This window comes from Lentzea sp. NPDC092896, assembly GCF_044754905.1.
Classification (GTDB): domain Bacteria; phylum Actinomycetota; class Actinomycetes; order Mycobacteriales; family Pseudonocardiaceae; genus Lentzea.
Window position 1 is genome coordinate 671,603 of record NZ_JBIVPX010000004.1, and the last position, 21,026, is coordinate 692,628.

Consider the following 21,026-nt stretch of genomic DNA (forward strand, 5'->3'; position numbering starts at 1 on the left):
GGCCCAGGGACCCACACCCGGCGGCGGTTCGGGCGAGCTTCGACGTCGCCAGTGTGCGTCGTGCCAAGGCCGGCCCGAACTGCACGGGCCAGCCCGCGGTCTACTCCCGCTATGAGGCCCAGGGACCCACGCCCGCGACGCGGTCGACCTTGATGCGCGTGACGAACCCGGCCGGCGGGTTGTCCATCGGCGGGAACTTCACCTCCGGCCCGAGGTAGACGTGCGCGAGGCGCTGCAGCAGTTCCGGCGCCCCGCCCTCGGTGATGCGGGCGGTGCCGTGGACGACGAGGTACTCCTGCAGGCCGTGGTCGTTGATGTTGGGCGTCTCGATGGACAGCACCACACGGCCGTCGTTGCGGATGTTGCGGACCTTCTGGTGCGCGGCCAGGTGGCCGGAGACGATCTCGTCGCCGTCCAGCCCCACCCAGACGATCGTGACCTGCGGGGAGCCGTCCGCGCCGAGCGTCACGAGGTGGCCGAGCGCGTTGGACTCCAGCACTGATCTGGCGGATTCGGGGAGCATGACGGCGACGCTACGCCGGTTGCTGCGGGAACAGTTCCAACGAATCCTGGTGGTATTCGCAGCGGCCGCCGCCGGTCGCGATGGTGCAGGGCACGCGCTTCTTCGTGAGAGCGCCACATTGCAACGCCGGGTCGTGCACGTGGCACAGTCCGTTCGCGCCTGCCGTGATCGGGCAGGGGGTGCCCTTCTTCGTGGGCGCGCCACACGGCTCGCCGCTCAGTTCGCGTGGCTGCTTGGGCTTGGCCGCCTTCTTCGGCTTTGCCTGGGGCTGCTTGACTTCCCGGCCCGTCACCTCCTCGACCCCGCGCACGGCGAGGCGGTCGGCGCGCTCGTTCTCCGGGTGGCCAGCGTGGCCCTTGACCCAGTGCCACTCCACCTCGTGCCGGTTGGCGGCCTCTTCCAGGCGGCGCCACAGGTCGGAGTTCTTCACCGGCTCGCGGGCCTTGGTGAGCCAGCCGTTCGCCTTCCAGCCGTGCACCCACGAGGTGATGCCGTTGCGGACGTAAGTGCTGTCCGTGTACAGGTCCACGGTCGACGGGCGGGTGAGGCTCTCCAACGCCATGATGGGCGCCATCAGTTCCATGCGGTTGTTCGTCGTCGGGCCGATGTCACCGCCGTACATGTCCTTCTCGTGCTCGCCGTAGCGCAGCACGGCGCCCCAGCCGCCCGGTCCGGGATTGGGGCTGCACGCACCGTCGGTGTAGATCTCGACCGCCATGCGTCATGAGGCTACCGACGTGGTCCGACACCCTTGCGACGGCGGTTGGCGGCGATGATGTGGCGGAACATCTCGACGAGCGCGGGCGCGTTGATGGGCTGGTCGCGGTACACGGAGATCATGCGCGCGGTCTTGTTGCCGTGGCCGCTCGTGATGATGTTGTGCGGGTCCGGCACGCTCGCCTTGTCGTAGAGCATCACGTTCACGTGGTCCTTGGTGCCGAGCAACGCGCAGACGTTGCCGTCCAGCACGAAGTACGGCCGGTTCGTGAACTTGATCGTCTCCTCGACGTCCGGGTCGGCCTCGTGGACGAGCCTGCGCACCTCGCGGCAGATGTCCTGCTGCCACTCCGGCAGCCCGGCGATGTAGTCGTCGACACGTGTGTCCATGCCCCTATGTCGCCGCCGTTCGCTGTTTCTCGACATCGTGCCCGTGCAGGAAGACCCTGACGCCGGCCGCGATGTCGTCGTCATCCGGGCGCGTCCCCCTGATGGAGGGCTCGCCCGTCATCGTGAGCAGCATCAGGTGCACGGCCGCGCGCCGCGGATCGGTGAACCCGAGCCCGCCGAGCCGGGCCGCGAGCTCCCGCTGCACCCTGCGCGGTCCCGTCTCCTGCCACGCCTCGATCGCCTCGGCCGGGATGTGGGTGAGCTCGGCGTTGATCTGCCGCACCAGGGCGAAGTGCGTGGCGTTGCCGTGCTCGGCGCACATGGCCTTCCCGAACGCCGTGAGGTCCTTCTCCAGGTCCGTGACCTTGTGGAAGTGCCGTTCGATGATCGCGATCTGGTCCTGCGCGGCCTCGCTCGCACTCGCCTGGATGACGTTGCGGAAGAGGTCGGCCTTGTCCGCGAAGTGGTTGTAGAGCGTGCGCGTCGACACCTCCGACTCCTTCGCGATGGCGTCGATGCTCGCCCGCGAGTAGCCGTCGCGCGAGAACACGCTCAACGCCCCGCGCAGGATCGCCTGCCGCTTGTCCGGTCGCATGCCTCGAAGCTTAGTACAACGTTCGTTGCACTAAGTACCACGAGCGTTGTACTTTGGTCGCCATGCGAATCGCAGTGATCTTGGGGAGCACGCGTCCCGGCCGTCGTTCCGAGGGCGTGGCGCAGTGGGTCGTGAACGTCGCCAACGCCCGTGACGACGCCTCGTTCGAGCTCATCGACCTGAAGGAGGTGAACCTGCCGTTGCTGGACGAGCCCGTGCCCGCGATCTTCGGCGAGTACGCGCACGCCCACACGCGAGAGTGGGCGTCGCTCATCGCGCCGTACGACGGCTTCGTGTTCGTCACGCCCGAGTACAACCACTCGTTCCCGGCCGTGCTGAAGAACGCGCTCGACTACCTGTACGCGGAGTGGAACGACAAGGCGGCCGGGTTCGTGTCGCTGGGAGGCAACGGCGGCCTGCGTGCCGTCGAACAGTTGCGGCTGGTGCTGGCGGAACTGAAGGTGGCGACCGTGCGCACTCAGGTCGCGTTCGGCCGTGGCGAACTGCAGGGGGAGCCGCAGCAGCACGAGGAGCTCAACGCCATGCTCGACGAACTGGTGGCGTGGGCGTCCGCGTTGAGGTCGGTGCGAGCGGTCGCCGCCTAACGAGGCAGCCAGCTCGCGATGTCCGCCATGGCGTCCAGCGTCTCACCGCTCACCTGGCCGGACACCGATTCCGTCTCGGCGATCACGACCGTGCCGCCGTCCGATCGCGACTGGTAGTGCAGTCCGGTGAAGCGGACGTCCGCCAGGTCGAGCAGTGGAGTGGCGAGCGGGGTGACGTCGCCGGTGCCGTGCACGTCGATCAGCTTCTTGAACGCGCTCGCGTCACGCCGGTTCCGGAAGCCGACCCACGCCACGGACACGACCGCGACGTTGCCTCGATCGTCACCGACGGCGAAGAGCGTCCGGTCGAGCGACTTGCACGGGTTGCGCACGAAGTGGTCCCGCACCTGGCCGAAGGAGTGCGACACGCACTCCAGCGCCGGTTTGGCGGTGCGCTTGAGGGTGCGCATGTTCATCTGACGCCACGCACCGTCCGCGTCACCGTTGCGGGCGGACTTCTTGCCCTCGGACCTCGCCCTGGTGAGGTTCACCCCGCCCGAGTCGACGGCGACCGTCGAGGCCCCGCCGCCGACGGACAGCCCACCGGTGCCGGCGGCGACCGACATCGCCAGCACCCCCGCGACCACCACCGCGCCCGCCTTGCCTCCGCCGGGATCCGACCCGCCTCCCGGCCCACCGATGCGTCTCCACATTCGTGTCCTCCTCTGGCGAGAGGACACAGCACGTGACGGGCTCGGCGAGGTGGATTGGAGTCAAACCACTCGATCGGGTCAGTTCAGGCGGTCCGGCTCGGTGCGGATCGGCGGGATGATGTCCATGACGAGCTTGAGCGCGTCGAGCGGCAGGTGGGTGGGAAACGGCGGCATGTACTCGCTGTAGATCTCCAACGCGGTTCCGTCCTCCGCGTAGAGGTCGGGGTGCGGCCCCACGTTGAAGAACGTCATGCCGTCGTGATGGTGCACGACCTCCACGGCGACCTCGTCCGGGAACCGGACCACGACCGACGTGCCGGGCAGCAGCGTGTGCTGGTTGGCCCACGGCTCGAAGCACAGCCACAGGGATTGGTGTTCGGCGCGTACGACGAGGTTCATGGTGGCCAGGGTGCAACCTCCACCGCACTGGAGATCAAGCGTGCGGCGGCGACCAGGTCCGCTTCCCGGCCGTGCCGGGCCACGGCCTGGAGCCCGACCGGCAGGCCGCACGAGTCGAACCCGGCCGGGATGCTGATCGCCGGGTGCCCGCTGAGGTTGAACGCCCAGGTCAGCGCTGTGTTGATGCGCGCGCCCGGCCCGTCGTGGCCGTGCGGCGGGCCGGGCGTGACCGGAGTGAGCAGCAGGTCCGCGGTCTCGAACAACGAGTCCAGCTCGGCGTTCGGGCCGCAGCGGCCGGCGAACCAGTCGTCGGCGGGGTCCTCGAGCGACAACGAGACCGGGCGCGGCCGTAGCGCGGCGGCCGCCTGCCAGGCGATCGACGCCTGCTCGTCGTCCACCGAGGCGAAGCCCAGGTCCGTCGACCACACGGCAGTGGGCGTGCTGTCCGCCGTGACGCCCAGATAGGTCGCGAGCAGGGCGGGGTCGCGGGCGAAGACGCCGACCGCGGCCCGTTCGGAGGAGGTCGTCTTCAGGCCGAACACCCCGCACCACGCGGCCGGGACGCGGATCGACCCCGCGCCGTCGACGCCCGTGGCCAGCGGCACGACGCCGGACGCCACCGCGACGGCCGAACCGGCGGACGAACCGCCCGGCGTGCGGTCCAGGTTCCACGGGTTGCGTGTGAGGCCGCGAGAGTTGCGGCCCCACGTCTGCCACGGGGTGCTGCCGTCGGGCGTGGTGGTCAGGCCGATCGGCACGCACCCCATGGCCATCAACGCCTCACGGTGGCTCCGTCGCTCGCCGCGCTTCACCGCGATGGGCATGCCCGCGAACGGCAGCGAGGGGTCGACCTCGAGAGAGGGCGTGCGGAAGACCTCGTGGAACGCACACAGCGTGGGCTCGACGAGATCCAGCCGCGCCAGCGCGTCTGGAACCTGGGAGAGGGAGATCATTCTGGACACCAGGGCTGTAATCATTCAATGGCTGCTGGAACAGCTCTAGTTCAAAACTGTTTGCTCGTCACCGTAGTCGGCTTGACTGCTGAATGCGGCTGGAGCACGCATTTTAAGCTCGCGAATCCAGCGTCGCGGAATTTCGGCATCCCCGTACTTCATCAACCTCATGTGTGCCGCCCTGTTCCTGACAGGCTCTACCTCTTGAAAGAGCGACTTCCAGACTCTCTGAGAGATTTCGCCCAGAGGACCGTGCTGGTCACAGTAGGTTTCAACTGCGCTGGCGAGTTCGCCTAGGGTCATCCATTCCAGAGGATTCGGGATCGTCTCTGCGGTTCCGTGTCTTGGTGCTTCTTGGAGTGCTCGACTCACCGCTTTTGAAAAACAGGGGACAGGAAGATTCTGCTTCCAGCTTTCGCCGAACTTATTGACGTAGGCGTGCTTCACCGCGAGGCGAATCATTCGCTCCAGGCGAAATAGTGAAGCGGACATGTTTGGCCAGCGTTCGGGTGGAACTACGATGCTGTCAATGTAGTCGTGTAGGGCTCTGAGAAAAATATCGCGGCCGGGCCCGGGTAGTAGGTCGATGCTTCCTGTTGACTCCTTAGTGGATGCTAGACCTGCTTCGGTGAGTGCTTCAAGAATTTCGCCAGGGATATCAGACTTGTCGGGCGTTTCGTCGTACTGGCAAACCCAATGCTCTAGCCAAGTGGAGATATCTGGGCCAAGTTGAGAAAAAATTCTAAACGCCGTTTCGCGCAGTGCGGCATCGCTGCGCGCTAGCTTCTTTCGGTTTGAAATGTCGATTCTGGCGATATTAACAAGTTGTCGTAGCAGGGTAGGCTGGCCTTGCGACCAGGCTTCGATGTTCTTTCTATCGCTGATTTTTATGTTAGTCATCAGTTCGTCGAGTGAGAGCTGATCTGGTTTTTTGAATCGGTAGTGTGGGCAATCCATTGACACTAACGAGCCTGCGGTTACCGCAAGTCTCAGTCGTGGAACCCTGCTGAAGATGAGTAGAAGTGATCCGTGCTCAACTGCGTCGACGAAAGTTGGGCGAATGTGTGCTAGCCATGATGCATTAGCGCTGTCTGCGATTAGTTCCAGGTCTGTCAGCATGATTGTGTGTGGCGTAGAAGTTAGGTCCGAATTTTCGAGAGTTCTGACCAGTCGTGTTGGAAGTCCTGTGGCATCGGGTGCAATATCCTGAATTGCAGAGAAGACAGAGTTTTGGCTGTCTTCAAAGTTTCCTGTTGCCTGAACGAATAGCATTCTGCGTAATGAGAGTTGGCGCACGATGGAGCTTGCGTAGTGTTGAAGCAAGGGATCCATGTCAACGCTGCTTTCGAGCTGGGTTCAGCTGGGCTATTGCGCTGACAGATAGTTCTCCTGCCTGTCCTTCATTGAGTAAGCCAAGATTCAGAAGATGCTCAGTTTCAGTCGGATGCTCATCTGCGATGTCGGCAAGGTCTGCGGGGCTGCTTATGGCAATATCCAGCAAGGTTCTTTCGTCTGGATAGTAGGCCTCCAGGGTTTCAAATATCTCTCGAACGCGGGCGGCTTCGGCGCGTTTCCAGCTGCGAAGGACACCTTGTACGAGCTCGCGTTCGATTCGAAAGAGCCGCTGGCGCGGCGGTAGTTGCTTGACGACGGATGAGGAAAGTGAACGGACGTAGAACGCGTGGCCGTCTGTCTCGGTATACACCTCCTCCTGTGCTTCAGGGCTCCAGTCGACCGCCATTCTTCCCCCTAGGGTCACGATCAAATCCTGAGCGTCCTCTGCTGACAAAGGTGTTACGAAGTATGGCTTTGCCCATGAGTAGAGCGGGTTTGGGCGACCAAAGAGTCTGCCGGACTCGATGATGCTGCTTGTGAGTCCAGAGAAGAGGATTAGAAAGCTTTCGTGCTCTTGCACAAGAGATCTTAGTATTGCTAGGAACTGTGCTATATTGGAGCGAGATGAGTCGTTTATGTCTCCGGCCAGCAAGAACTCGATCTCGTCTAGCGCCAGCAGAACTTTGACTGATTTTCTGTCTGCATCTATCAGGCATGCTTTCAGTGCTTGTGCAAAGGACTCAATAGATGCGTTTGTGTCGAGCTGCTTTAGCTCGTGCGTCCGAAGCTGCAAGGGTCTGAGTCCCTGTATCAGGGCGTAGGTGACCCGCTTGATGAGTTGTTGAATAGGATCAGTTGGTGGACTCGGCAGCGTTTCGAGATCGACGAAAGCCAGGGCCCATGGATCGGACGACTCCTCCAGGGCTGCCATCACTTGTCTTACAACGCTCGTCTTTCCGGATTTTCGCAGCCCAAAGACGCCGCATACGCGGTGCTCTTGAATATCCCGCATGAGTGACAGCAAGAGCGTGCGTCGACCGAAGAAATCTTCTCCGGTAACTGGCAGGGTTTCATAGTAGAGATCGCGCGTTGACAGGAACTCGGCAAGTATGGAGAAGAGGTCAGCGGCCGCCTCTACAACGCTGGTGTCGTTAACATCCAGTGGAATTGTTGTGACTGCACCCTTGGCCCAGTCGCGCACTTTTTTGCGATTGGCGCTGTCGCGGCTGTAAAGTGCGCGCAAGTCAGGTGTTACTGAGCGGGTGCCGAGTTGCACGGCTCGTTCGAGTCGATCAAAGGATCGAATCTGCAAGTCTTCGTATGGCGAGTAGTATGCAACAATTTCGCGAGTTATGTCGAATAGATTCTCGATCACACTGCCGAAGCGGATGTAGATGGTCCAGCAATCAGGATTCTTCTTGTCTGGAGCCGCAAATACCCAATCGGATCCCAATAACTGTAGGGCTTGTCGGTGGATCGATGCCTCGGGGAACGCCTCAAGAAACTCGGCGATGCGCTTGACGAGCGTAGGGCTCCGCGGCGGACGCACTGCTCCAACGCGGAAGTCGGCGAATCGTTGAGCATCGCTCACATGGGGCTCCGTCGATGGGTTCGGTGAGAAGGCCTGTGAGTAGCGTCGCTCGACGCTCGTTGTTGGTTACACCTGTCAAAGCCCTGGCCACCCGGTCAGGCATGATCCACCTCGTGAAATGGACTCGCGCCGCGCACCACCTGGCCGAACTCGCCCAGAAGTGCGGCGAGCTGCCGGCCTCGTTCTTCCGCTTCCAGGTGATGGAGCTGTGGGTCTTCGGCGATCTGCTCGACGTGCCGCGCGACCTCGACGTCATCGAGGTCGCGCTGGTCACCGACCTGCCGGTGGACGAGGTGCCGTGGATGACCGAGCCGGTCGGCGCCGAGCACTGGGCGAACTCGACGAGGCTGTCGCGCAACCCGTTCGAGGCCCGCTGGCGGTCGAAGGACGCCCCGGTGTGGAACCACCGCATCGAACGGCCCGCGCTGGTCTGGAGCGCGGCGGACGGCGTCAGCGAGGAAACGCTCGTGGCGGTCAGCGACGGCACGGGCGAGCTGGTGCGCACGGCCGCGCCGTCGGAGGAGGAACTGCGCAAGCGCGTCGAGGACGAGTTCGAGGTGAGCCTGAGGGCACTGCGGCAGGCGAACCAGGACTACACCGATCGCCGCTGGAGCCCCGGCAAGCTCACCCCGTACTCGGACGCCCTGTGGCGCACGACCACCGGCTATCTGGACCTGCTGGACGTGGTCGGCTGACAGCGGGAACGTCACAGCTCGGATGGTGCCCGGCGGGTCAGGTGTTCCAGGTGATGCGACATGGCCATCGCGATCCACCGTGAGACCCCGCTCGCGGTCTGACCTCCTCCTCGTCGGCATCCTGCCAGTTCGCGGTCGCCCCACGAATAGCCGCTGCCGGCGAACTCCGGCCGGGCCACGAGCTCGTCGGCCAGGTCCGTGAACGCCTCGGCGGCAGCGCCCGGTGCCACCTTGCCGGACTCCCTGACGAGCGGGCGTCGCATCGTGATCACGCAGTTCGGCACTGTGTAGAACAGGTAGGGGTTGATGGTGCGAGGCCCTGGGGTGCTCGCAGCCGGCGGGTGCGGGTGGGCCACGCCGTAGTCGCCGTAGTTGATCTGTGCGCCGCTCACTCCGTCCGCGACCTCGCGCCAGATTCGTACCTCGGGCCGATCCCGGACTGCGGTGGCGAAACCGTGCCGGGCAGCAGGTGCCGAACCTGCGAGCAGCGTCGTCGAAGCCGGGCCCAGGTGCTCGGTCAACGTCCTCGCGAGTGACAACGCCAGTCCGACCTGGTGCGGGTGAACAATCTCCACGTGGCCCAGGTCGATGACAGCGTGCATCGCGTTGTCGTCGAGTCGTGCCACGCGGGCGATGTGACGGAGACGGTCGCCCAGCTGACCTGCAGCGCCGCGGAGGTCCCGAAAGCGGACCGCGATCTCTCGCGGCCGGTGTTCCTGTAGCAACGCGACTGTTCTGAGTTGGTCATCGGTCGCCGACACCGGGATGACGGGAACAAGGGCCGGGACGTCAGGAGCGAGGAGACCGAGGTTGTCAGCCAATGCGTTCTCGATGCGGTTGTCCAGGTGCTCGAGCGCCCCGCCGGGGTCGCGAGCGAGCGCAGCCGCTGGGCTCAGCAGGTGTGGGTCGATCCAGACAGGGCGACCGCGCTCCGCCATCCGCACCGCTGCTTCGACCAGTGCGGGCATGAGCAGCCCGCGACCTTCCGGTTGTACGGAATCGAGCAGTTCGATGATGACTCTCGGAGTGGAATCACCGTGGTCGCCGAGATGGTGGAGTGATTCGAACTCGCCCATCTTGCTCTTCATCGCGACCAACGGACTGAAGGACATGGCTTCGCCCTTTCCCCAGAGTCAGTGCGAACCACCACCTCGATCATGCTCGTCGCAAATCCGCGAATGGCCCGCCGGACGAGTGAATCTCGCGGGTGGTTCGCGCGCCGATGGAGGCGATGCTCTGCGACGGTCTGTAACGGAGACCCGTTTGCAGGACGACTACGCGGTTGAGCCGGCGCCGCTAGGCGCGCCACGAGTCGATAGGAGTATTCGGTGGACGGGTACGGAATCTCTGTCGACTTCGATGGCCGGCGGCTCGTCGTTCAGCCGAAGAACGTGCTGGCGAAAGTGGCGCTGGGCCGAAGCAGGCTCGTGGTGACCAGTGCGGAGCTGGTGTCGGCATCGATGACCAGAGCGGGCTTGTTTCGAAACGGCCGGCTGGATCTCGTCGTTCGAGACGAACTTCCCTGTCAGCTGCATTTCACCCGCAAGCAGCAAGCGGATTTCGAGCAGTTGTACCGTGGACTGCTCTCACTCTGCGAGGGAGTCGTGACCACAACTGAAGCTCCACGGCGGCAGTCTGCGCGACCGCGCTCCGCATCGGCGGAGCAGGTTGTGGGAAGGTCACTCATGCTGCGCGGACGTGGCTGGTTCGGTCAGGAAGTGGTCGGCGAGTCGCACTACTTCAAGGAATTGCGCGGTCTGGCCGGCGCCACGACGACCGGTGAACGGGAAATGGTGGCTCAATTGCGCCGCGAACCGTCGAACCGTCATGATCGCAACGCGGTCCAGGTGTTGATCGAGAGGCGAGTGGTCGGCTATCTGCCACGCGAGTCGGCTGCCGAATACGCGATCCCACTGCAGTCGGTGGAACGAGCTGGAAAAGTCGCCCAGTGTCGTGCGCGAGTCTGGTGGCGCCGTGGACCGGGGGACTTCATCGCGAGCGTGTCGCTCGATCTGGCCGACCCCGCGGTTCTCTTCGCGATCAACGAGATCGACGGCCGCTCGCGTCACATGGTCATTCCTTCAGGGCGCTCTTATCAGCTGACCCGGGAAAGTGATCACCTGGATGTGCTCGGACCGCTGATGACTCGTGTTCATCCGCAGGGCAAGGCACTGGTCGTCGCCAGTCTCCGGGTACTGGAGCGCACCGGTCCGCGTTCGAAGAGCGAAGTCGTGATGGTGTACGTCGACGGCCAGGAAATCGGCGAGTTGACGAAGCAGACGTCGGCCAAGCTGTTGCCGATCGTGCGCCCGCTCCAGGAGGCCGGAATCACCTGCTACGCCGATGTCGTGCTGACCGGAAATGCCTTGGTCGTCGAGGCGAAGCTCAACATCTCGCCCCCAGAAGAGTTGCCGCACGATTTCGTGCGGCAACTGCAGCGGGTGGTTCAGCAGGCTTGACGCACTCCTGGCGTCACCAGCCGCGCGAACGCCACTCCGCGAGGGACGGGCGTTCCTTGCCGAGCGTCGAGTCGTCGCCGTGACCGGGGTAGAACCACGTGTCGTCGGGCAGCACGGCGAACAGCCTGTCCTCCACGTCGTTGATCAGCGATGCGAAGTTGTCCGCGGACGTGGTCTTCCCCACACCCCCCGGAAAGAGTGAATCTCCGGTGAAGAGGTGCGGGTGGCCGGTCGGGTCGTCGTAGACGACGGCGATCGAGCCTGGGGTGTGGCCGCGCAGGTGGATGATCGAGAGCGGGACTTCTCCCACGTTGATGGTGTCGCCGTGGTCCACGAGGACGTCCGGCGGGATCGGGAGGACGGGGGCGTCCAGTTCGTGCGCCACGGTGTTCGCGCCGTGGGCTCCGGCGAGGGCGCCGAGTGCCTGCCAGTGATCGGCGTGCTGGTGCGTGGTCACGATCGTGCGCAGTCTCGGGCGGTTCGGGATGTGGCCGAACAGGTCGGACAGGCGCTCGTAGTCGTTGGCCGCGTCGATGAGCAACGCCTCGTTCGTGGACCGGCAAACCAGCAGGTAGGCGTTGTTGTCCATCGGTCCGACGGAGATCTTCGTGATGGTCAGCGCGTCCAGGGTGCGGCGGGCGGCGGGGCCCTCTGGATCGACGTGACCGGTGTAGTTCTCGAGTACGTCCACGGTGGCAGACGGTAGTCGCTCGATGCGGCGAGACGCACACCTTCAGGTTGCATACAGGTCTCACTCATAGGGTAAGTAAGGATCAAGCTTCGACGTCCGAGTACTCCGAAAGCACCAAACGAACAGGTCCCCGCCTCTCGTGATTCCAGCGCAACGACAGAAGCCCCGGACGGCCCGCAGGGTCAGCTGGGACGTCCTTCGCGTCGTCGCCATCGGGTGCGTGTTGCTCCACCACGCCACGCTCACGAGCGTCAGCAGTCACCCCGATCTCGGGCCGCTGCCGTTCACGTTCCCGATGTCGATGGGCGCCAGCACGCTGATGGTCGTCTCGGCTTTCTTCGCCTGTGCCTCGCTGAACAGCGGTGAACCCGGCCGGTTCCTGTGGAGAAGACTCGCCAGACTGCTGCCCGCGTACATGGCGGCGGTGCTGCTCACCTACGCGGTGCAGAGATGGATCGCGCCGGAGGGGTGGAGTCAGCTCGACGGCAGAGACGTCGTCTACAACCTGCTGCTCATCAACCAGTGGATGCCGGACGTCAACATCGTCGACTTCGCCTACTGGACCGTGCCCGTGCAGATCGCCGCGTTCATCGCCGGTGCTCTGCTCGTGAAGCGGCTGAGAGGCACGAAGCTCCGCGTCTTCCTTTGGGCGCTCATCGTCACGCCGCTGTTGCTACGGCCGTTGCTGGACCACTCGCACGCGCTGTTCACCATCTACAACGGGTTCGCGCTGCACAGGGCGCAGTTGTTCGCCGCCGGCATCGCGATCTGGCTGTGGCACAAGGACAGGCTGAAGACCCCGCACCTGGCCGCGCTCCTCGTCGCCACCCTGATCGCGCAGGCGATTCACACGACCGAGTACGGATCGACGCTCGGCTTCGCCGTACTGCTGCTCATGGTGTGCGCGGCGGCCGCCGGACCCGACTGGGTGTTCTTCAGCCCGATCGCCAAACCGATCACGTGGCTCGCGGGCATCTCGTACGGCGTCTACCTCGTGCACCAGCAGATCGGCACCGTGGTGATGGACCGCATGCACGCCGTTGGGCTGCGGTCCTGGTGGATCCTCGCCGGCTTCGTCACCTCGGCGCTGGTGCTCGGCTGGGCGCTGACGAAGTTCGTCGAACGCCCCGCCTACAAGCTGCTCACTCAGATCCAGTCGGGCAGTTCCGGCAGCTCACCGCGCAGGTCGGCGCCGTCGGTCCTGCCCGTCAGCCACCCCAGGACGGCGCTCGCCGACCCGCTCACCGAGTTGCGGCTCGCCGGGCCGTTGACCGCCCAGCTGCGCTGACTCCCGTCCGGCAGGGTCACCTCGACGGCGAACGAGTCGACCCTGCCTTCGAACTGCCGCACGGCGTCGTCGAGGAACTCCTCGACGAAGTCGGCGGGCAGGTCGTCGAACCCGACGCCCGCGTCGAGGTCGATGAGGTGGATCCAGATCTCCCGCAGCCGGAACAACGGCACCGTGGACGCCGGGATCGCCTGCCCCTTGGGTGCGGTGACCTCCGAACGCCACGCGTGGGCAGGGAACTCGCGGCACGCCGTCTCGAACCGCTGGCACGCGGAGTCGAGATCGGCCTTGATCACCTGGAGGATGCGGCGCGAACCCTCTTCGATGTCCGCGTCGCGGTCCGCGCGCGACGCGTAGGCCTGGTGCTCGACCCCGGTCTTGGCCCAGGTGAGCAGGTTCACCAGCGCGTCGGCGTTGCGCGCGAGGTGGGTGATGACGTGTCCGCGGGTCCATCCGGGGAGCAGGCTCGGACCGCGCACCGCGGTCTCGTCCAGCTCCTCGACGACCTCGTAGAGCACGTCCGTAGCCTGGCGCACGGCGTTGATGTGCCTGTCCGGCACACCTCGCGGCGCGGGTACGGACGTCTGCTCAGTGGACGGCGTGTAGGTCATGTGCTGCCTCTCCCCGACGTTGAGGCTCTGATCGAAGTGACCAGACTATGAGTAAAGCCTGTTCAGGGGAATGCGACAGGCGACGGAACCGTTTTTGTCAGGGGTCAGCCCTAGCATGGTCGGCGGGTCGGTCGCAGCCTCCGAAACGATGCTAGTACTCTTCGAACGCTTGTTCGGGAGAGTGTGGCGTGAGTGACCCGCCAATCGCAGCCGAAGGGACCCCAGTGGCAGACCGTCTTGTTGTTCGCGGCGCCCGCGAGCACAACCTGCGCGGCGTGGATATCGACCTGCCGCGGGACAGCCTGATCGTCTTCACGGGGCTGTCCGGCTCCGGCAAGTCGAGCCTGGCTTTCGACACGATCTTCGCCGAGGGCCAGCGCCGCTACGTCGAGTCGCTCTCGGCCTACGCGCGCCAGTTCCTCGGTCAGATGGACAAACCCGACGTCGACTTCATCGAGGGCCTCTCGCCCGCGGTCTCGATCGACCAGAAGTCCACGAGCCGCAACCCGCGGTCGACCGTCGGCACGATCACCGAGGTCTACGACTACCTGCGCCTGCTCTACGCCCGCGCCGGCAAGCCGCACTGCCCGCAGTGCGGCGAGGCGATCGGCAAGCAGACGCCGCAGGAGATCGTCGACCAGGTGCTCGCGATGGAGCAAGGCACCAAGTTCCAGGTGCTCGCGCCGGTCATCCGCGGCCGCAAGGGCGAGTACGTCGACCTGTTCCAGAACCTGCAGACGCAGGGCTACTCGCGCGCGAAGGTCGACGGTGTCGTCTACGCGCTCGCCGAGGTGCCCAAGCTCAAGAAGCAGGAGAAGCACCACATCGGGGTCGTGATCGACCGCCTGAGCGTCAAGGCCTCGTCGAAGCAGCGCCTCACCGACTCGGTCGAGACGGCGCTGCGGCTCGCGGACGGCCTGGTCGAGCTGGAGTTCGTCGACCTCCCCGAGACCGATCCGAAGCGGATCAGGGGCTTCTCCGAGAACCTGGCGTGCCCCAACGGCCACCCGCTCGCGATCGAGGACCTGGAGCCGCGGTCGTTCTCCTTCAACTCGCCGTACGGCGCGTGCACCGTCTGCACGGGCATCGGCGTGCGCAAGGAGGTCGACCCGGAGCTCGTGGTCCCGGACGACGAGCTGAGCCTCGAGGACGGTGCCATCGCGCCGTGGGCCGGCGGGCAGACCGCGGAGTACTTCATCCGGCTGCTGCAGTCGCTCGGCGAGACCATCGGCTTCCGGATGGACCAGCAGTGGCGTCTCCTGCCCGCCAAGGCGCAGAAGGCGATCCTGCACGGCATCGACGAGCAGGTGCACGTCCGCTACAAGAACCGCTACGGCCGTGAGCGCTCCTACTACGCCAACTACGAGGGCGTCATCCCGTTCCTCGAACGGCGTCAGGAGCAGACCGAGTCCGACTACATGCGGGAGAAGTACGAGGGCTACATGCGCGAGGTCCCGTGCCCCGCGTGTGCCGGTACGCGACTGAAGCCCGAGATCCTCGCCGTCACGCTGCACCACGGCAAGAAGGGCGACAGGTCCATCGCCGAGGTCTGCGCGATGAGCGTCTCGGAGTGCTCGGACTTCCTCGACGGCCTCAAGCTCGGCAAGCGCGAGTCGATGATCGCGGGCGCGGTGCTCAAGGAGATCCAGGCCCGTCTGCACTTCCTGCTCGACGTCGGCCTCGACTACCTCTCGCTCGACCGCGCGTCCGGCACGCTGTCCGGCGGCGAGGCGCAGCGCATCCGGCTCGCCACGCAGATCGGGTCCGGCCTGGTCGGCGTGCTCTACGTGCTGGACGAGCCGTCGATCGGCCTGCACCAGCGCGACAACCACCGGCTGATCGAGACGCTGACGAGGCTGCGCAACCTCGGCAACACGCTGATCGTCGTCGAGCACGACGAGGACACGATCCGTGCGTCGGACTGGGTGGTCGACATCGGCCCCGGCGCCGGCGAGCACGGCGGCAAGGTCGTGCACAGCGGCCCGTACAAGAAGCTGCTCACGAACAAGGAGTCGATCACCGGCGCCTACCTGTCGGGTCGCAAGTCGATCCCGATGCCCGCCAAGCGCCGCAAGATCGACAAGAAGCGCCAGCTCACGGTCGTCGGCGCGCGCGAGCACAACCTGCGCGGCATCGACGTGTCGTTCCCGCTCGGCACGCTGACCTCGGTCACGGGCGTGTCCGGTTCCGGCAAGTCGACGCTGGTCAACGACATCCTGGCCACGGTGCTCGCGAACAAGCTCAACGGTGCGCGCCAGGTGCCCGGCCGCCACACCCGCATCAACGGGCTGAACGAGGTCGACAAGCTGGTGCGCGTCGACCAGTCGCCGATCGGCCGCACCCCGCGGTCGAACCCGGCCACCTACACCGGCGTGTTCGACCACGTCCGCAAGCTGTTCGCGGCGACCACGGAGGCGAAGGTCCGCGGCTACCAGCCGGGCCGCTTCTCGTTCAACGTCAAGGGCGGCCGCTGCGAGGCGTGCGCGGGCGACGGCACCATCAAGATCGAGATGAACTTCCTCCCGGACGTCTACGTCCCCTGCGAGGTCTGCAAGGGCGCGCGGTACAACCGCGAGACGCTGGAAGTGCACTACAAGGGCAAGACGATCTCGGAAGTCCTCGACATGCCGATCGAGGAGGCCGCGACGTTCTTCGAGCCGATCAACGCGATCTACCGGCACCTGAAGACGCTGGTCGAGGTGGGTCTGGGCTACGTGCGGCTGGGCCAGCCGGCGCCGACGCTGTCCGGCGGTGAGGCGCAGCGCGTGAAGCTCGCGTCGGAGCTGCAGAAGCGCTCGACGGGCAAGACGGTCTACATCCTCGACGAGCCCACGACGGGCCTGCACTTCGAGGACATCCGCAAGCTGCTGGGCGTGATCAACGGCCTGGTGGACAAGGGGAACAGCGTCATCGTCATCGAGCACAACCTCGACGTCATCAAGACGTCCGACTGGATCGTCGACATGGGTCCCGAAGGGGGCTCCGGCGGCGGTATGGTCGTAGCAGAGGGCACACCCGAGCAGGTCTCGCAGGTCGAGAAGAGCTACACGGGGCAGTTCTTGCTGCAGGTGCTCGAGAACGAGGAGGTGTCAGCAGCAGGGTGATGATTCCACTCGATGCGCTGGCCTACCGCGAGCGCGCCCTTCAGGCGTCGCGCGGGGAGCCCGTGGCGTACCCCTTCAGCCTCGTCGAGGCGCTCGACTCGTCGGAGCAGGCACTCCGGCGCGTCGCGGCTGTCAGCTGGTTGCGGACCCTGGAACGGCTTCCTCATCTAGTCGACAAGTGAACTAGGCCGGCCTAGTGAGGCGCTCAAGTCTCACTAGAGCCGTATGCCCCACCGCGAGGAATTCGCGGTCTGGTGTGAGTTTCGTCGAGGATCTGTCACTCGGACGTGGTATCCGGGATGATGGCGGCCGTGTCACTCAACCGCTATCGCTTCCGCAGCGTGTGGCACGTCGACGCGCCCCCGGACGTCGTGTACGAGGTGCTGTCCGACATCGCGAACTACCCGCTGTGGTGGACCGAGATCCGGAAAGCCACGAAGATCGACGACGAGACCGGCGAGCTCAGGTGCCGGTCGTTCCTGCCGTTCGACCTCGTCGTGCAGGTCAGGCACAGCATCCGGAACCAGCAGGCCGGACTTCTCCGTGCGACGTTGTCCGGTGATCTCGAAGGCTATGCGAGCTGGGAGATCACCGGTCGTGACGGCGGCACCGACCTCATGTTCGACCAGGAAGTAGTGGTCAACAAGGCGCTGTTGCGGCGTCTGGTGCTCATCGCGAAGCCGTTCTTCCGCGGCAACCACGACATGATGATGCGCGGCGGCTTCAAGGGCCTGAAGCAGGTCCTCGAGGCCAAGGCCGCCAGCCGCGACTCCTAGCCGGCACCGATCTCGATGTTCGCTCCGTCGGTGATGCGGGTGCAGCGCAGCGGAGGCCCGAGAGCCTGCCGGGCGCAGGCCCACTCGCCGGAGGTCCAGCTCAGGTTCGCCCCGTCCGTCTGGCCTGCGTTGATCGCGGCCTGGTAGCGGTCGGCGACCTCGATCGCGGCCGGGCAGCCCAGCGACCCGGACTCGTCGGCCACCCTCGCTTCGCCCTCGCGGCAGACGACCGGATCGGGCACGCAGCCCGCACCCCACTGCTTCCACACCTCCAGAGGCACGTCGCCGCAGGACATCTCGTTGTGGGCATCCACGAAGTGCCACGCCTGGTCCCGGAACTCGAACACGACAGGCAGCCAGATCCCGGGGATGGCCGGGGCGATGTTCGCCCGAGCCAGGACGTAGCGGTCCTGCCGGCAGTCGAACTCGGTCAGGAGCGCGGGGCGTTGCTGATCGTCCTTCACCGGGTGCAGCGGCTGGAGCACCTCCAGGGTCACCGTCTCGCACGCCTTGAACGTCTTCACCTCCTGCGCCACCAGGTCCGCGGGGATCGAGATCTCCTTCATCGTGGTGACCAGCTCGCCGGAGGTCTTGGTGAGGCGCGGTTCCTGCGCGTCGGTGGCGGCGGCGATCTCGGTGAGGACCTTCACCTGGTCGGCGGTGAGCCGGTGGCCGACGAACCGGAAGTCGATCTTCACGCCGACCTTGTCCGTGTGCTGCTTGATGATCGAACGGACCTCGTCGGCGCTCTTGCCACAGGCGTCGGCGCCACCGCGGGCGATCACCACGACGTGGTTGGTTGCGGAGCCGCGGAACGGGTACGTGCGCGCGAAGTCGTCTATCGCGGCGAGGATGCCGCTCAGCAGAGTCGCCTTGCCGCTGGGAGTGATGGCGCGGGCCGCGTCCCCGATCCTGGCGGCCTGCCCGGTGGCCGGTGTGACCAGTTCGGCGGTGTCGGGGGAGTCGCAGGTGCCGCCGAAGCGGCGCAGTGCCAACGAGTCGTCGGCGGACATGTTGGACGCGGCGGCCCCGACGGCGTCGGCCACCTCGCCGAAGTCCGCGGACTCGGACGCGTCGACGAGGAACGTGGTGCGGTGGTCGGGTGTCAGCAGCACGACGATGCCGCCGAAGGTCAGCCCCAGCACCGCCACGACGGCGATCCCCGCCAGCAGCCAACGCTTCATCCCGTCACCTCACCTCTGGTAGTCGCCGAGCCGCACGGCCTTGTTGTCCGTTGTCCGCACGCACCTCAGCGGTGTCTCGGCATGCGAGTAGCCGTCCTCGTACGGCCAGGCGCACGACCACTCGCCCGAGTCCCAGAACAGGCCCTGACCCTGTGCCTGCTGCGCGCTGATCGCCGCCCGGTAGCGGTCCGCGATGTCGATGGCCGTGGGACACCCGACCCCGTCGAGGTCCGTCACCTTGCTCTCGCCGTCACGGCAGACGACGGGATCGAACTCGCACACCATGTTCCACTGCTTCCAGACCTCCTGCGGAATCGAGCCGCACGGCAGCGAAGTGCCTGAGCTCTGGTACTTCCACGTGTCGCCCTGGAGCTCGAAGGTCAGCAGGAGGTTGTCGTACTGGGCGGCGGTGGTGTTCGCCTTCGCGAGAACGAACTTGTCCTGCTGGCACTGGATGTCGAAGTAGCGCACGTCGGCTCCCAGAGGGTGCGCCGCCGCGAGCGTTTCGGGGGTCACGCCGTCGCACGGAGCCGTCTTCACCTCTTTGGCGACGAGGTCCGCGGGGACCGAGATCTCCTTCATGGTGGTGACGAGCTCGTCGGAAGTCTTGGTGAGAACGGGTTTCCGCGCGTCGGTGGCGGCCGCGATCTCGGTGAGGACCTTGACCTGCTCGGCGGTGAGCCGGTGGCCGACGAACCGGAAGTCGATCTTCACGCCCGCCCGCGCCGTGTGCTCGTTGATGATCGAACGGACCTCGTCCGTGCTCTTGCCGCAGGCGTCGGCACCACCACGTGCGATCACGACGACCCGGTTGGTGACAGAGCCGCGGAACGGGTACGTGCGCGCGAAGTCGTCGATCGCCGCAACCACACCGCTCAGCAGGGTCGCCCTGCCGCTGGGCGTGATCGACCGCGCCGCGCCGGCGATCTCGGCGGCCTGCCCGGTGCCGGGCGTGACCAGTTCCGAGGTGTCCGGAGAGTCGCAGGTGCCGCCGAAACGGCGCAGTGCCAACGAGTCGTCGGCGGACATGTTCGAGGCGGCGGCGCCGACGGCGTCGGCCACCTCGCCGAAGTCCGCCGACTCGGAGGCGTCGACGAGGAACGTCGTGCGGTGGTCAGGCGTCAGGGACATCCACGCCCCGCCGGTCGCCAGCCCCAGCACCAGAACCACGGCACCTGCCGCCAGCGGCCAGCGTTTCATCGCGTTCCCCCTGGACCTTTCGCGCGCAGCGCCGTGAGCTCGTCCGTCATGTGTCCCGCCTCGGCGTTGTACGCGTCGGCGGCATCGGAGTAGACGGCGAGCGGTTCCGCTAGGTTCCGTCCCGAACGAGCCGAGCCGAGCAACTCCTCCGCCGCCTCGATCACCGCGGCCTGCAACGTGCGCAACCGCACCGCCATGTCCCGCAGCCGCACCGCTTCCGCCGAGCTGGTGCGGCCGTCGAGGTCCTTGATCTCGAAGTCGACGACGGCGTCCCTGGCCTCGGCCATCGCGGCGTCGGCGAGGTCGAACCGGCCGCTCTTGATCGCCTCGGTCGCCGAGTTGAGCTTGTCCACGGTCGGGTTCAGCACGTTGACGACCGACTGCGACGACCGCAGCACCGGCTCGATGGTGGTGAACCACTCGAGCGCGCGCTTCAGCGCCTCCGGCGAGTCCGTGAACGTCGGCTCCTGCTGCTTGAGCTGCTTGGCCAACTCCGTCAGCTCGTCGCCGCCGTCGTCGACCTGGTAGCCGATGAACCGGAACTCGATCGACAGCCCGGCCGCCGCGACCCGGTCCCGGATCTGGGACTGGACGAACTCGTCGTCGGGGTCGCACGCGTCCTTGCCGTGCCTGGTCACGACGATGATCCGGTTGACCTGCCTGGCGTTCAGCGAGAACGGCGTGGTGAAGTCGCTGACCGCCTCGACGATTCCGCGCTGCAGCGTGGCTTTCGCGCCCTGTCGCACCGACTGCGCGGCCTGGGCGATCTCCTGGCGGTTGCCGGTGCCGAACCCGACGAGCTGCGTGGTGTTCGTGTCCGAACCGCACTCGCCGCCGAAACTGCGCAACGACTGGGAATCGCGTTCACCCGAGTTGCCGACCACGGTCGTCAACGCACCGGTGACGCTCGCCAGATCACCCTCGGCGGCGTCGATCAGGAACGTCGTCTTGTAGACGGGGGCGAACATCGGCACGACCCACCGCACCACCGCGAACGAGCTTCCGGCGATCAGCAGACCGGCGAGCAGGACGATCAGCAGCCGCCGCACGCTCTTCGGCAGTTCCCAGAACGTGTTCCACTGCCGCGCGTTGTCCCCGACGATGACGCCCTTGGCCTTGCCCAGGTGCACCGTGTACTTGGGATCCGCGGCGGGCTCTTCGAGTTCCTCGTGGGCCTTCTGGATCGCCTCGGAGGCCGTCTTCGACAACTCGTTCGCCGCGTCGACGGACAGCCGGATCTCGTCCATGCGAAAACGG

Annotated in this window: 20 protein-coding genes and 2 pseudogenes; 7 read left to right on the plus strand and 15 right to left on the minus strand. The window is 65.7% G+C overall.

Annotated elements, in window-relative coordinates:
- Positions 1-109 precede the first annotated feature (109 nt).
- From ACIQF0_RS24145 to ACIQF0_RS24160, 4 genes and pseudogenes are all read right to left on the minus strand, one after another.
- A complete protein-coding gene (locus ACIQF0_RS24145; protein WP_401032707.1) occupies positions 110-523 on the minus strand; it encodes a PPOX class F420-dependent oxidoreductase in 414 nt (137 codons plus the stop codon).
- A 274-nt stretch (positions 524-797) separates the two neighbouring features.
- Positions 798-1,241, minus strand: a pseudogene (gene rnhA / locus ACIQF0_RS24150) (ribonuclease HI); the annotation flags it as partial.
- 11 nt (positions 1,242-1,252) lie between these two features.
- Entirely contained in the window at positions 1,253-1,630 is a 378-nt protein-coding gene (locus ACIQF0_RS24155) for a DUF1801 domain-containing protein (RefSeq protein WP_401032709.1), read from the minus strand.
- Between the two features lie 4 nt (positions 1,631-1,634).
- Positions 1,635-2,225: a TetR/AcrR family transcriptional regulator gene (locus tag ACIQF0_RS24160; protein ID WP_401032711.1), complete on the minus strand. Its 591-nt coding sequence runs from the start codon at positions 2,223-2,225 to the stop codon at positions 1,635-1,637.
- A 62-nt stretch (positions 2,226-2,287) separates the two neighbouring features.
- On the opposite strand from ACIQF0_RS24160, the gene ACIQF0_RS24165 reads away from it, so the two are divergent.
- Positions 2,288-2,830, plus strand: coding sequence for an NAD(P)H-dependent oxidoreductase (locus ACIQF0_RS24165; protein WP_360046826.1), 543 nt, complete (start codon positions 2,288-2,290; stop codon positions 2,828-2,830).
- On the opposite strand, the gene ACIQF0_RS24170 is transcribed toward ACIQF0_RS24165, so the two are convergent.
- The 5 genes from ACIQF0_RS24170 to ACIQF0_RS24190 all read right to left on the minus strand — a co-directional run bounded on the left by ACIQF0_RS24170 (position 2,827) and on the right by ACIQF0_RS24190 (position 7,761).
- Entirely contained in the window at positions 2,827-3,483 is a 657-nt protein-coding gene (locus ACIQF0_RS24170) for a hypothetical protein (protein WP_401032713.1), read from the minus strand. The genes ACIQF0_RS24165 and ACIQF0_RS24170 overlap by 4 nt on opposite strands.
- Positions 3,484-3,561: 78 nt before the next feature.
- Entirely contained in the window at positions 3,562-3,882 is a 321-nt protein-coding gene (locus ACIQF0_RS24175; protein ID WP_401032715.1) for a hypothetical protein, read from the minus strand.
- Complete coding sequence (locus ACIQF0_RS24180; protein ID WP_401032717.1) at positions 3,879-4,835, minus strand: amidase family protein; 957 nt, start codon at positions 4,833-4,835, stop codon at positions 3,879-3,881. Before ACIQF0_RS24180 ends, ACIQF0_RS24175 begins: the two co-directional genes overlap by 4 nt.
- 45 nt (positions 4,836-4,880) lie before the next feature.
- Positions 4,881-6,167, minus strand: coding sequence for a hypothetical protein (locus ACIQF0_RS24185; protein ID WP_401032719.1), 1,287 nt, complete (start codon positions 6,165-6,167; stop codon positions 4,881-4,883).
- 1 nt (position 6,168) lies between these two features.
- Entirely contained in the window at positions 6,169-7,761 is a 1,593-nt protein-coding gene (locus tag ACIQF0_RS24190; RefSeq protein ID WP_401032721.1) for a hypothetical protein, read from the minus strand.
- A gap of 113 nt (positions 7,762-7,874) precedes the next feature.
- Between ACIQF0_RS24190 and ACIQF0_RS24195 the strand changes: the two genes are divergently transcribed.
- Positions 7,875-8,456 carry a hypothetical protein gene (locus tag ACIQF0_RS24195; RefSeq protein ID WP_401032723.1) on the plus strand — a complete coding sequence of 194 codons (582 nt, stop codon included), beginning with the start codon at positions 7,875-7,877 and terminating at the stop codon, positions 8,454-8,456.
- A gap of 11 nt (positions 8,457-8,467) precedes the next feature.
- On the opposite strand, the gene ACIQF0_RS24200 is transcribed toward ACIQF0_RS24195, so the two are convergent.
- Positions 8,468-9,568: a hypothetical protein gene (locus tag ACIQF0_RS24200; protein WP_401032725.1), complete on the minus strand. Its 1,101-nt coding sequence runs from the start codon at positions 9,566-9,568 to the stop codon at positions 8,468-8,470.
- Positions 9,569-9,784: 216 nt separating this feature from the next.
- Here ACIQF0_RS24200 and ACIQF0_RS24205 point away from each other — a divergent pair, with 216 nt between their 5' ends.
- Positions 9,785-10,915 carry an HIRAN domain-containing protein gene (locus ACIQF0_RS24205; RefSeq protein WP_401032727.1) on the plus strand — a complete coding sequence of 377 codons (1,131 nt, stop codon included), beginning with the start codon at positions 9,785-9,787 and terminating at the stop codon, positions 10,913-10,915.
- Between the two features lie 13 nt (positions 10,916-10,928).
- Here the strand turns inward: ACIQF0_RS24205 and ACIQF0_RS24210 are convergent, their stop codons facing one another.
- The gene (locus ACIQF0_RS24210; protein WP_401032729.1) at positions 10,929-11,606 is read right to left on the minus strand and encodes an MBL fold metallo-hydrolase; all 678 of its coding nucleotides are present in this window, start codon (positions 11,604-11,606) and stop codon (positions 10,929-10,931) included.
- Positions 11,607-11,745: 139 nt separating this feature from the next.
- Between ACIQF0_RS24210 and ACIQF0_RS24215 the strand changes: the two are divergent.
- Positions 11,746-12,705 (plus strand): annotated as a pseudogene (locus ACIQF0_RS24215) (acyltransferase family protein); the annotation flags it as partial.
- A gap of 47 nt (positions 12,706-12,752) precedes the next feature.
- On the opposite strand, the gene ACIQF0_RS24220 reads toward ACIQF0_RS24215, so the two are convergent.
- Positions 12,753-13,505 carry a maleylpyruvate isomerase family mycothiol-dependent enzyme gene (locus ACIQF0_RS24220; protein ID WP_401032731.1) on the minus strand — a complete coding sequence of 251 codons (753 nt, stop codon included), beginning with the start codon at positions 13,503-13,505 and terminating at the stop codon, positions 12,753-12,755.
- 224 nt (positions 13,506-13,729) lie between these two features.
- Here ACIQF0_RS24220 and uvrA point away from each other — a divergent pair, with 224 nt between their 5' ends.
- The 3 genes from uvrA (at position 13,730) to ACIQF0_RS24235 (ending at position 17,385) form a co-directional block, all read left to right on the plus strand.
- Positions 13,730-16,609 carry an excinuclease ABC subunit UvrA gene (gene uvrA / locus ACIQF0_RS24225; RefSeq protein ID WP_360046832.1) on the plus strand — a complete coding sequence of 960 codons (2,880 nt, stop codon included), beginning with the start codon at positions 13,730-13,732 and terminating at the stop codon, positions 16,607-16,609.
- Positions 16,609-16,791, plus strand: coding sequence for a hypothetical protein (locus ACIQF0_RS24230; protein WP_360046833.1), 183 nt, complete (start codon positions 16,609-16,611; stop codon positions 16,789-16,791). Before uvrA ends, ACIQF0_RS24230 begins: the two co-directional genes overlap by 1 nt.
- A 129-nt stretch (positions 16,792-16,920) precedes the next feature.
- The gene (locus tag ACIQF0_RS24235) at positions 16,921-17,385 is read left to right on the plus strand and encodes an SRPBCC family protein (RefSeq protein ID WP_360046834.1); all 465 of its coding nucleotides are present in this window, start codon (positions 16,921-16,923) and stop codon (positions 17,383-17,385) included.
- Here ACIQF0_RS24235 and ACIQF0_RS24240 read toward each other — a convergent pair.
- Genes ACIQF0_RS24240 through ACIQF0_RS24250 form a run of 3 tightly spaced genes read right to left on the minus strand, consistent with a single transcriptional unit; the run spans position 17,382 to position 21,016 of the window.
- Positions 17,382-18,569 carry a hypothetical protein gene (locus ACIQF0_RS24240; RefSeq protein WP_401032734.1) on the minus strand — a complete coding sequence of 396 codons (1,188 nt, stop codon included), beginning with the start codon at positions 18,567-18,569 and terminating at the stop codon, positions 17,382-17,384. The genes ACIQF0_RS24235 and ACIQF0_RS24240 overlap by 4 nt on opposite strands.
- A 9-nt stretch (positions 18,570-18,578) precedes the next feature.
- Complete coding sequence (locus tag ACIQF0_RS24245; protein WP_401032736.1) at positions 18,579-19,769, minus strand: vWA domain-containing protein; 1,191 nt, start codon at positions 19,767-19,769, stop codon at positions 18,579-18,581.
- Positions 19,766-21,016 (minus strand): VWA domain-containing protein, encoded by a 1,251-nt coding sequence (locus tag ACIQF0_RS24250; RefSeq protein ID WP_401032738.1) that lies wholly within the window; start codon positions 21,014-21,016, stop codon positions 19,766-19,768. Before ACIQF0_RS24250 ends, ACIQF0_RS24245 begins: the two co-directional genes overlap by 4 nt.
- Positions 21,017-21,026 lie beyond the last annotated feature (10 nt).

What these genes read in the sequence shown, in the direction of transcription:
- ACIQF0_RS24145 (WP_401032707.1), bottom strand. Translation starts at nt 523, where the DNA reads ATGCTCCCCGAATCCGCCAGATCAGTGCTGGAGTCCAACGCGCTCGGC.
- ACIQF0_RS24155 (WP_401032709.1), bottom strand. Translation starts at nt 1,630, where the DNA reads ATGGACACACGTGTCGACGACTACATCGCCGGGCTGCCGGAGTGGCAG.
- ACIQF0_RS24160 (WP_401032711.1), bottom strand. Translation starts at nt 2,225, where the DNA reads ATGCGACCGGACAAGCGGCAGGCGATCCTGCGCGGGGCGTTGAGCGTG.
- ACIQF0_RS24165 (WP_360046826.1), top strand. Translation starts at nt 2,288, where the DNA reads ATGCGAATCGCAGTGATCTTGGGGAGCACGCGTCCCGGCCGTCGTTCC.
- ACIQF0_RS24170 (WP_401032713.1), bottom strand. Translation starts at nt 3,483, where the DNA reads ATGTGGAGACGCATCGGTGGGCCGGGAGGCGGGTCGGATCCCGGCGGA.
- ACIQF0_RS24175 (WP_401032715.1), bottom strand. Translation starts at nt 3,882, where the DNA reads ATGAACCTCGTCGTACGCGCCGAACACCAATCCCTGTGGCTGTGCTTC.
- ACIQF0_RS24180 (WP_401032717.1), bottom strand. Translation starts at nt 4,835, where the DNA reads ATGATCTCCCTCTCCCAGGTTCCAGACGCGCTGGCGCGGCTGGATCTC.
- ACIQF0_RS24185 (WP_401032719.1), bottom strand. Translation starts at nt 6,167, where the DNA reads ATGGATCCCTTGCTTCAACACTACGCAAGCTCCATCGTGCGCCAACTC.
- ACIQF0_RS24200 (WP_401032725.1), bottom strand. Translation starts at nt 9,568, where the DNA reads ATGTCCTTCAGTCCGTTGGTCGCGATGAAGAGCAAGATGGGCGAGTTC.
- ACIQF0_RS24220 (WP_401032731.1), bottom strand. Translation starts at nt 13,505, where the DNA reads ATGACCTACACGCCGTCCACTGAGCAGACGTCCGTACCCGCGCCGCGA.
- ACIQF0_RS24230 (WP_360046833.1), top strand. Translation starts at nt 16,609, where the DNA reads ATGATTCCACTCGATGCGCTGGCCTACCGCGAGCGCGCCCTTCAGGCG.
- ACIQF0_RS24240 (WP_401032734.1), bottom strand. Translation starts at nt 18,569, where the DNA reads ATGAAGCGTTGGCTGCTGGCGGGGATCGCCGTCGTGGCGGTGCTGGGG.
- ACIQF0_RS24245 (WP_401032736.1), bottom strand. Translation starts at nt 19,769, where the DNA reads ATGAAACGCTGGCCGCTGGCGGCAGGTGCCGTGGTTCTGGTGCTGGGG.
- ACIQF0_RS24250 (WP_401032738.1), bottom strand. Translation starts at nt 21,016, where the DNA reads ATGGACGAGATCCGGCTGTCCGTCGACGCGGCGAACGAGTTGTCGAAG.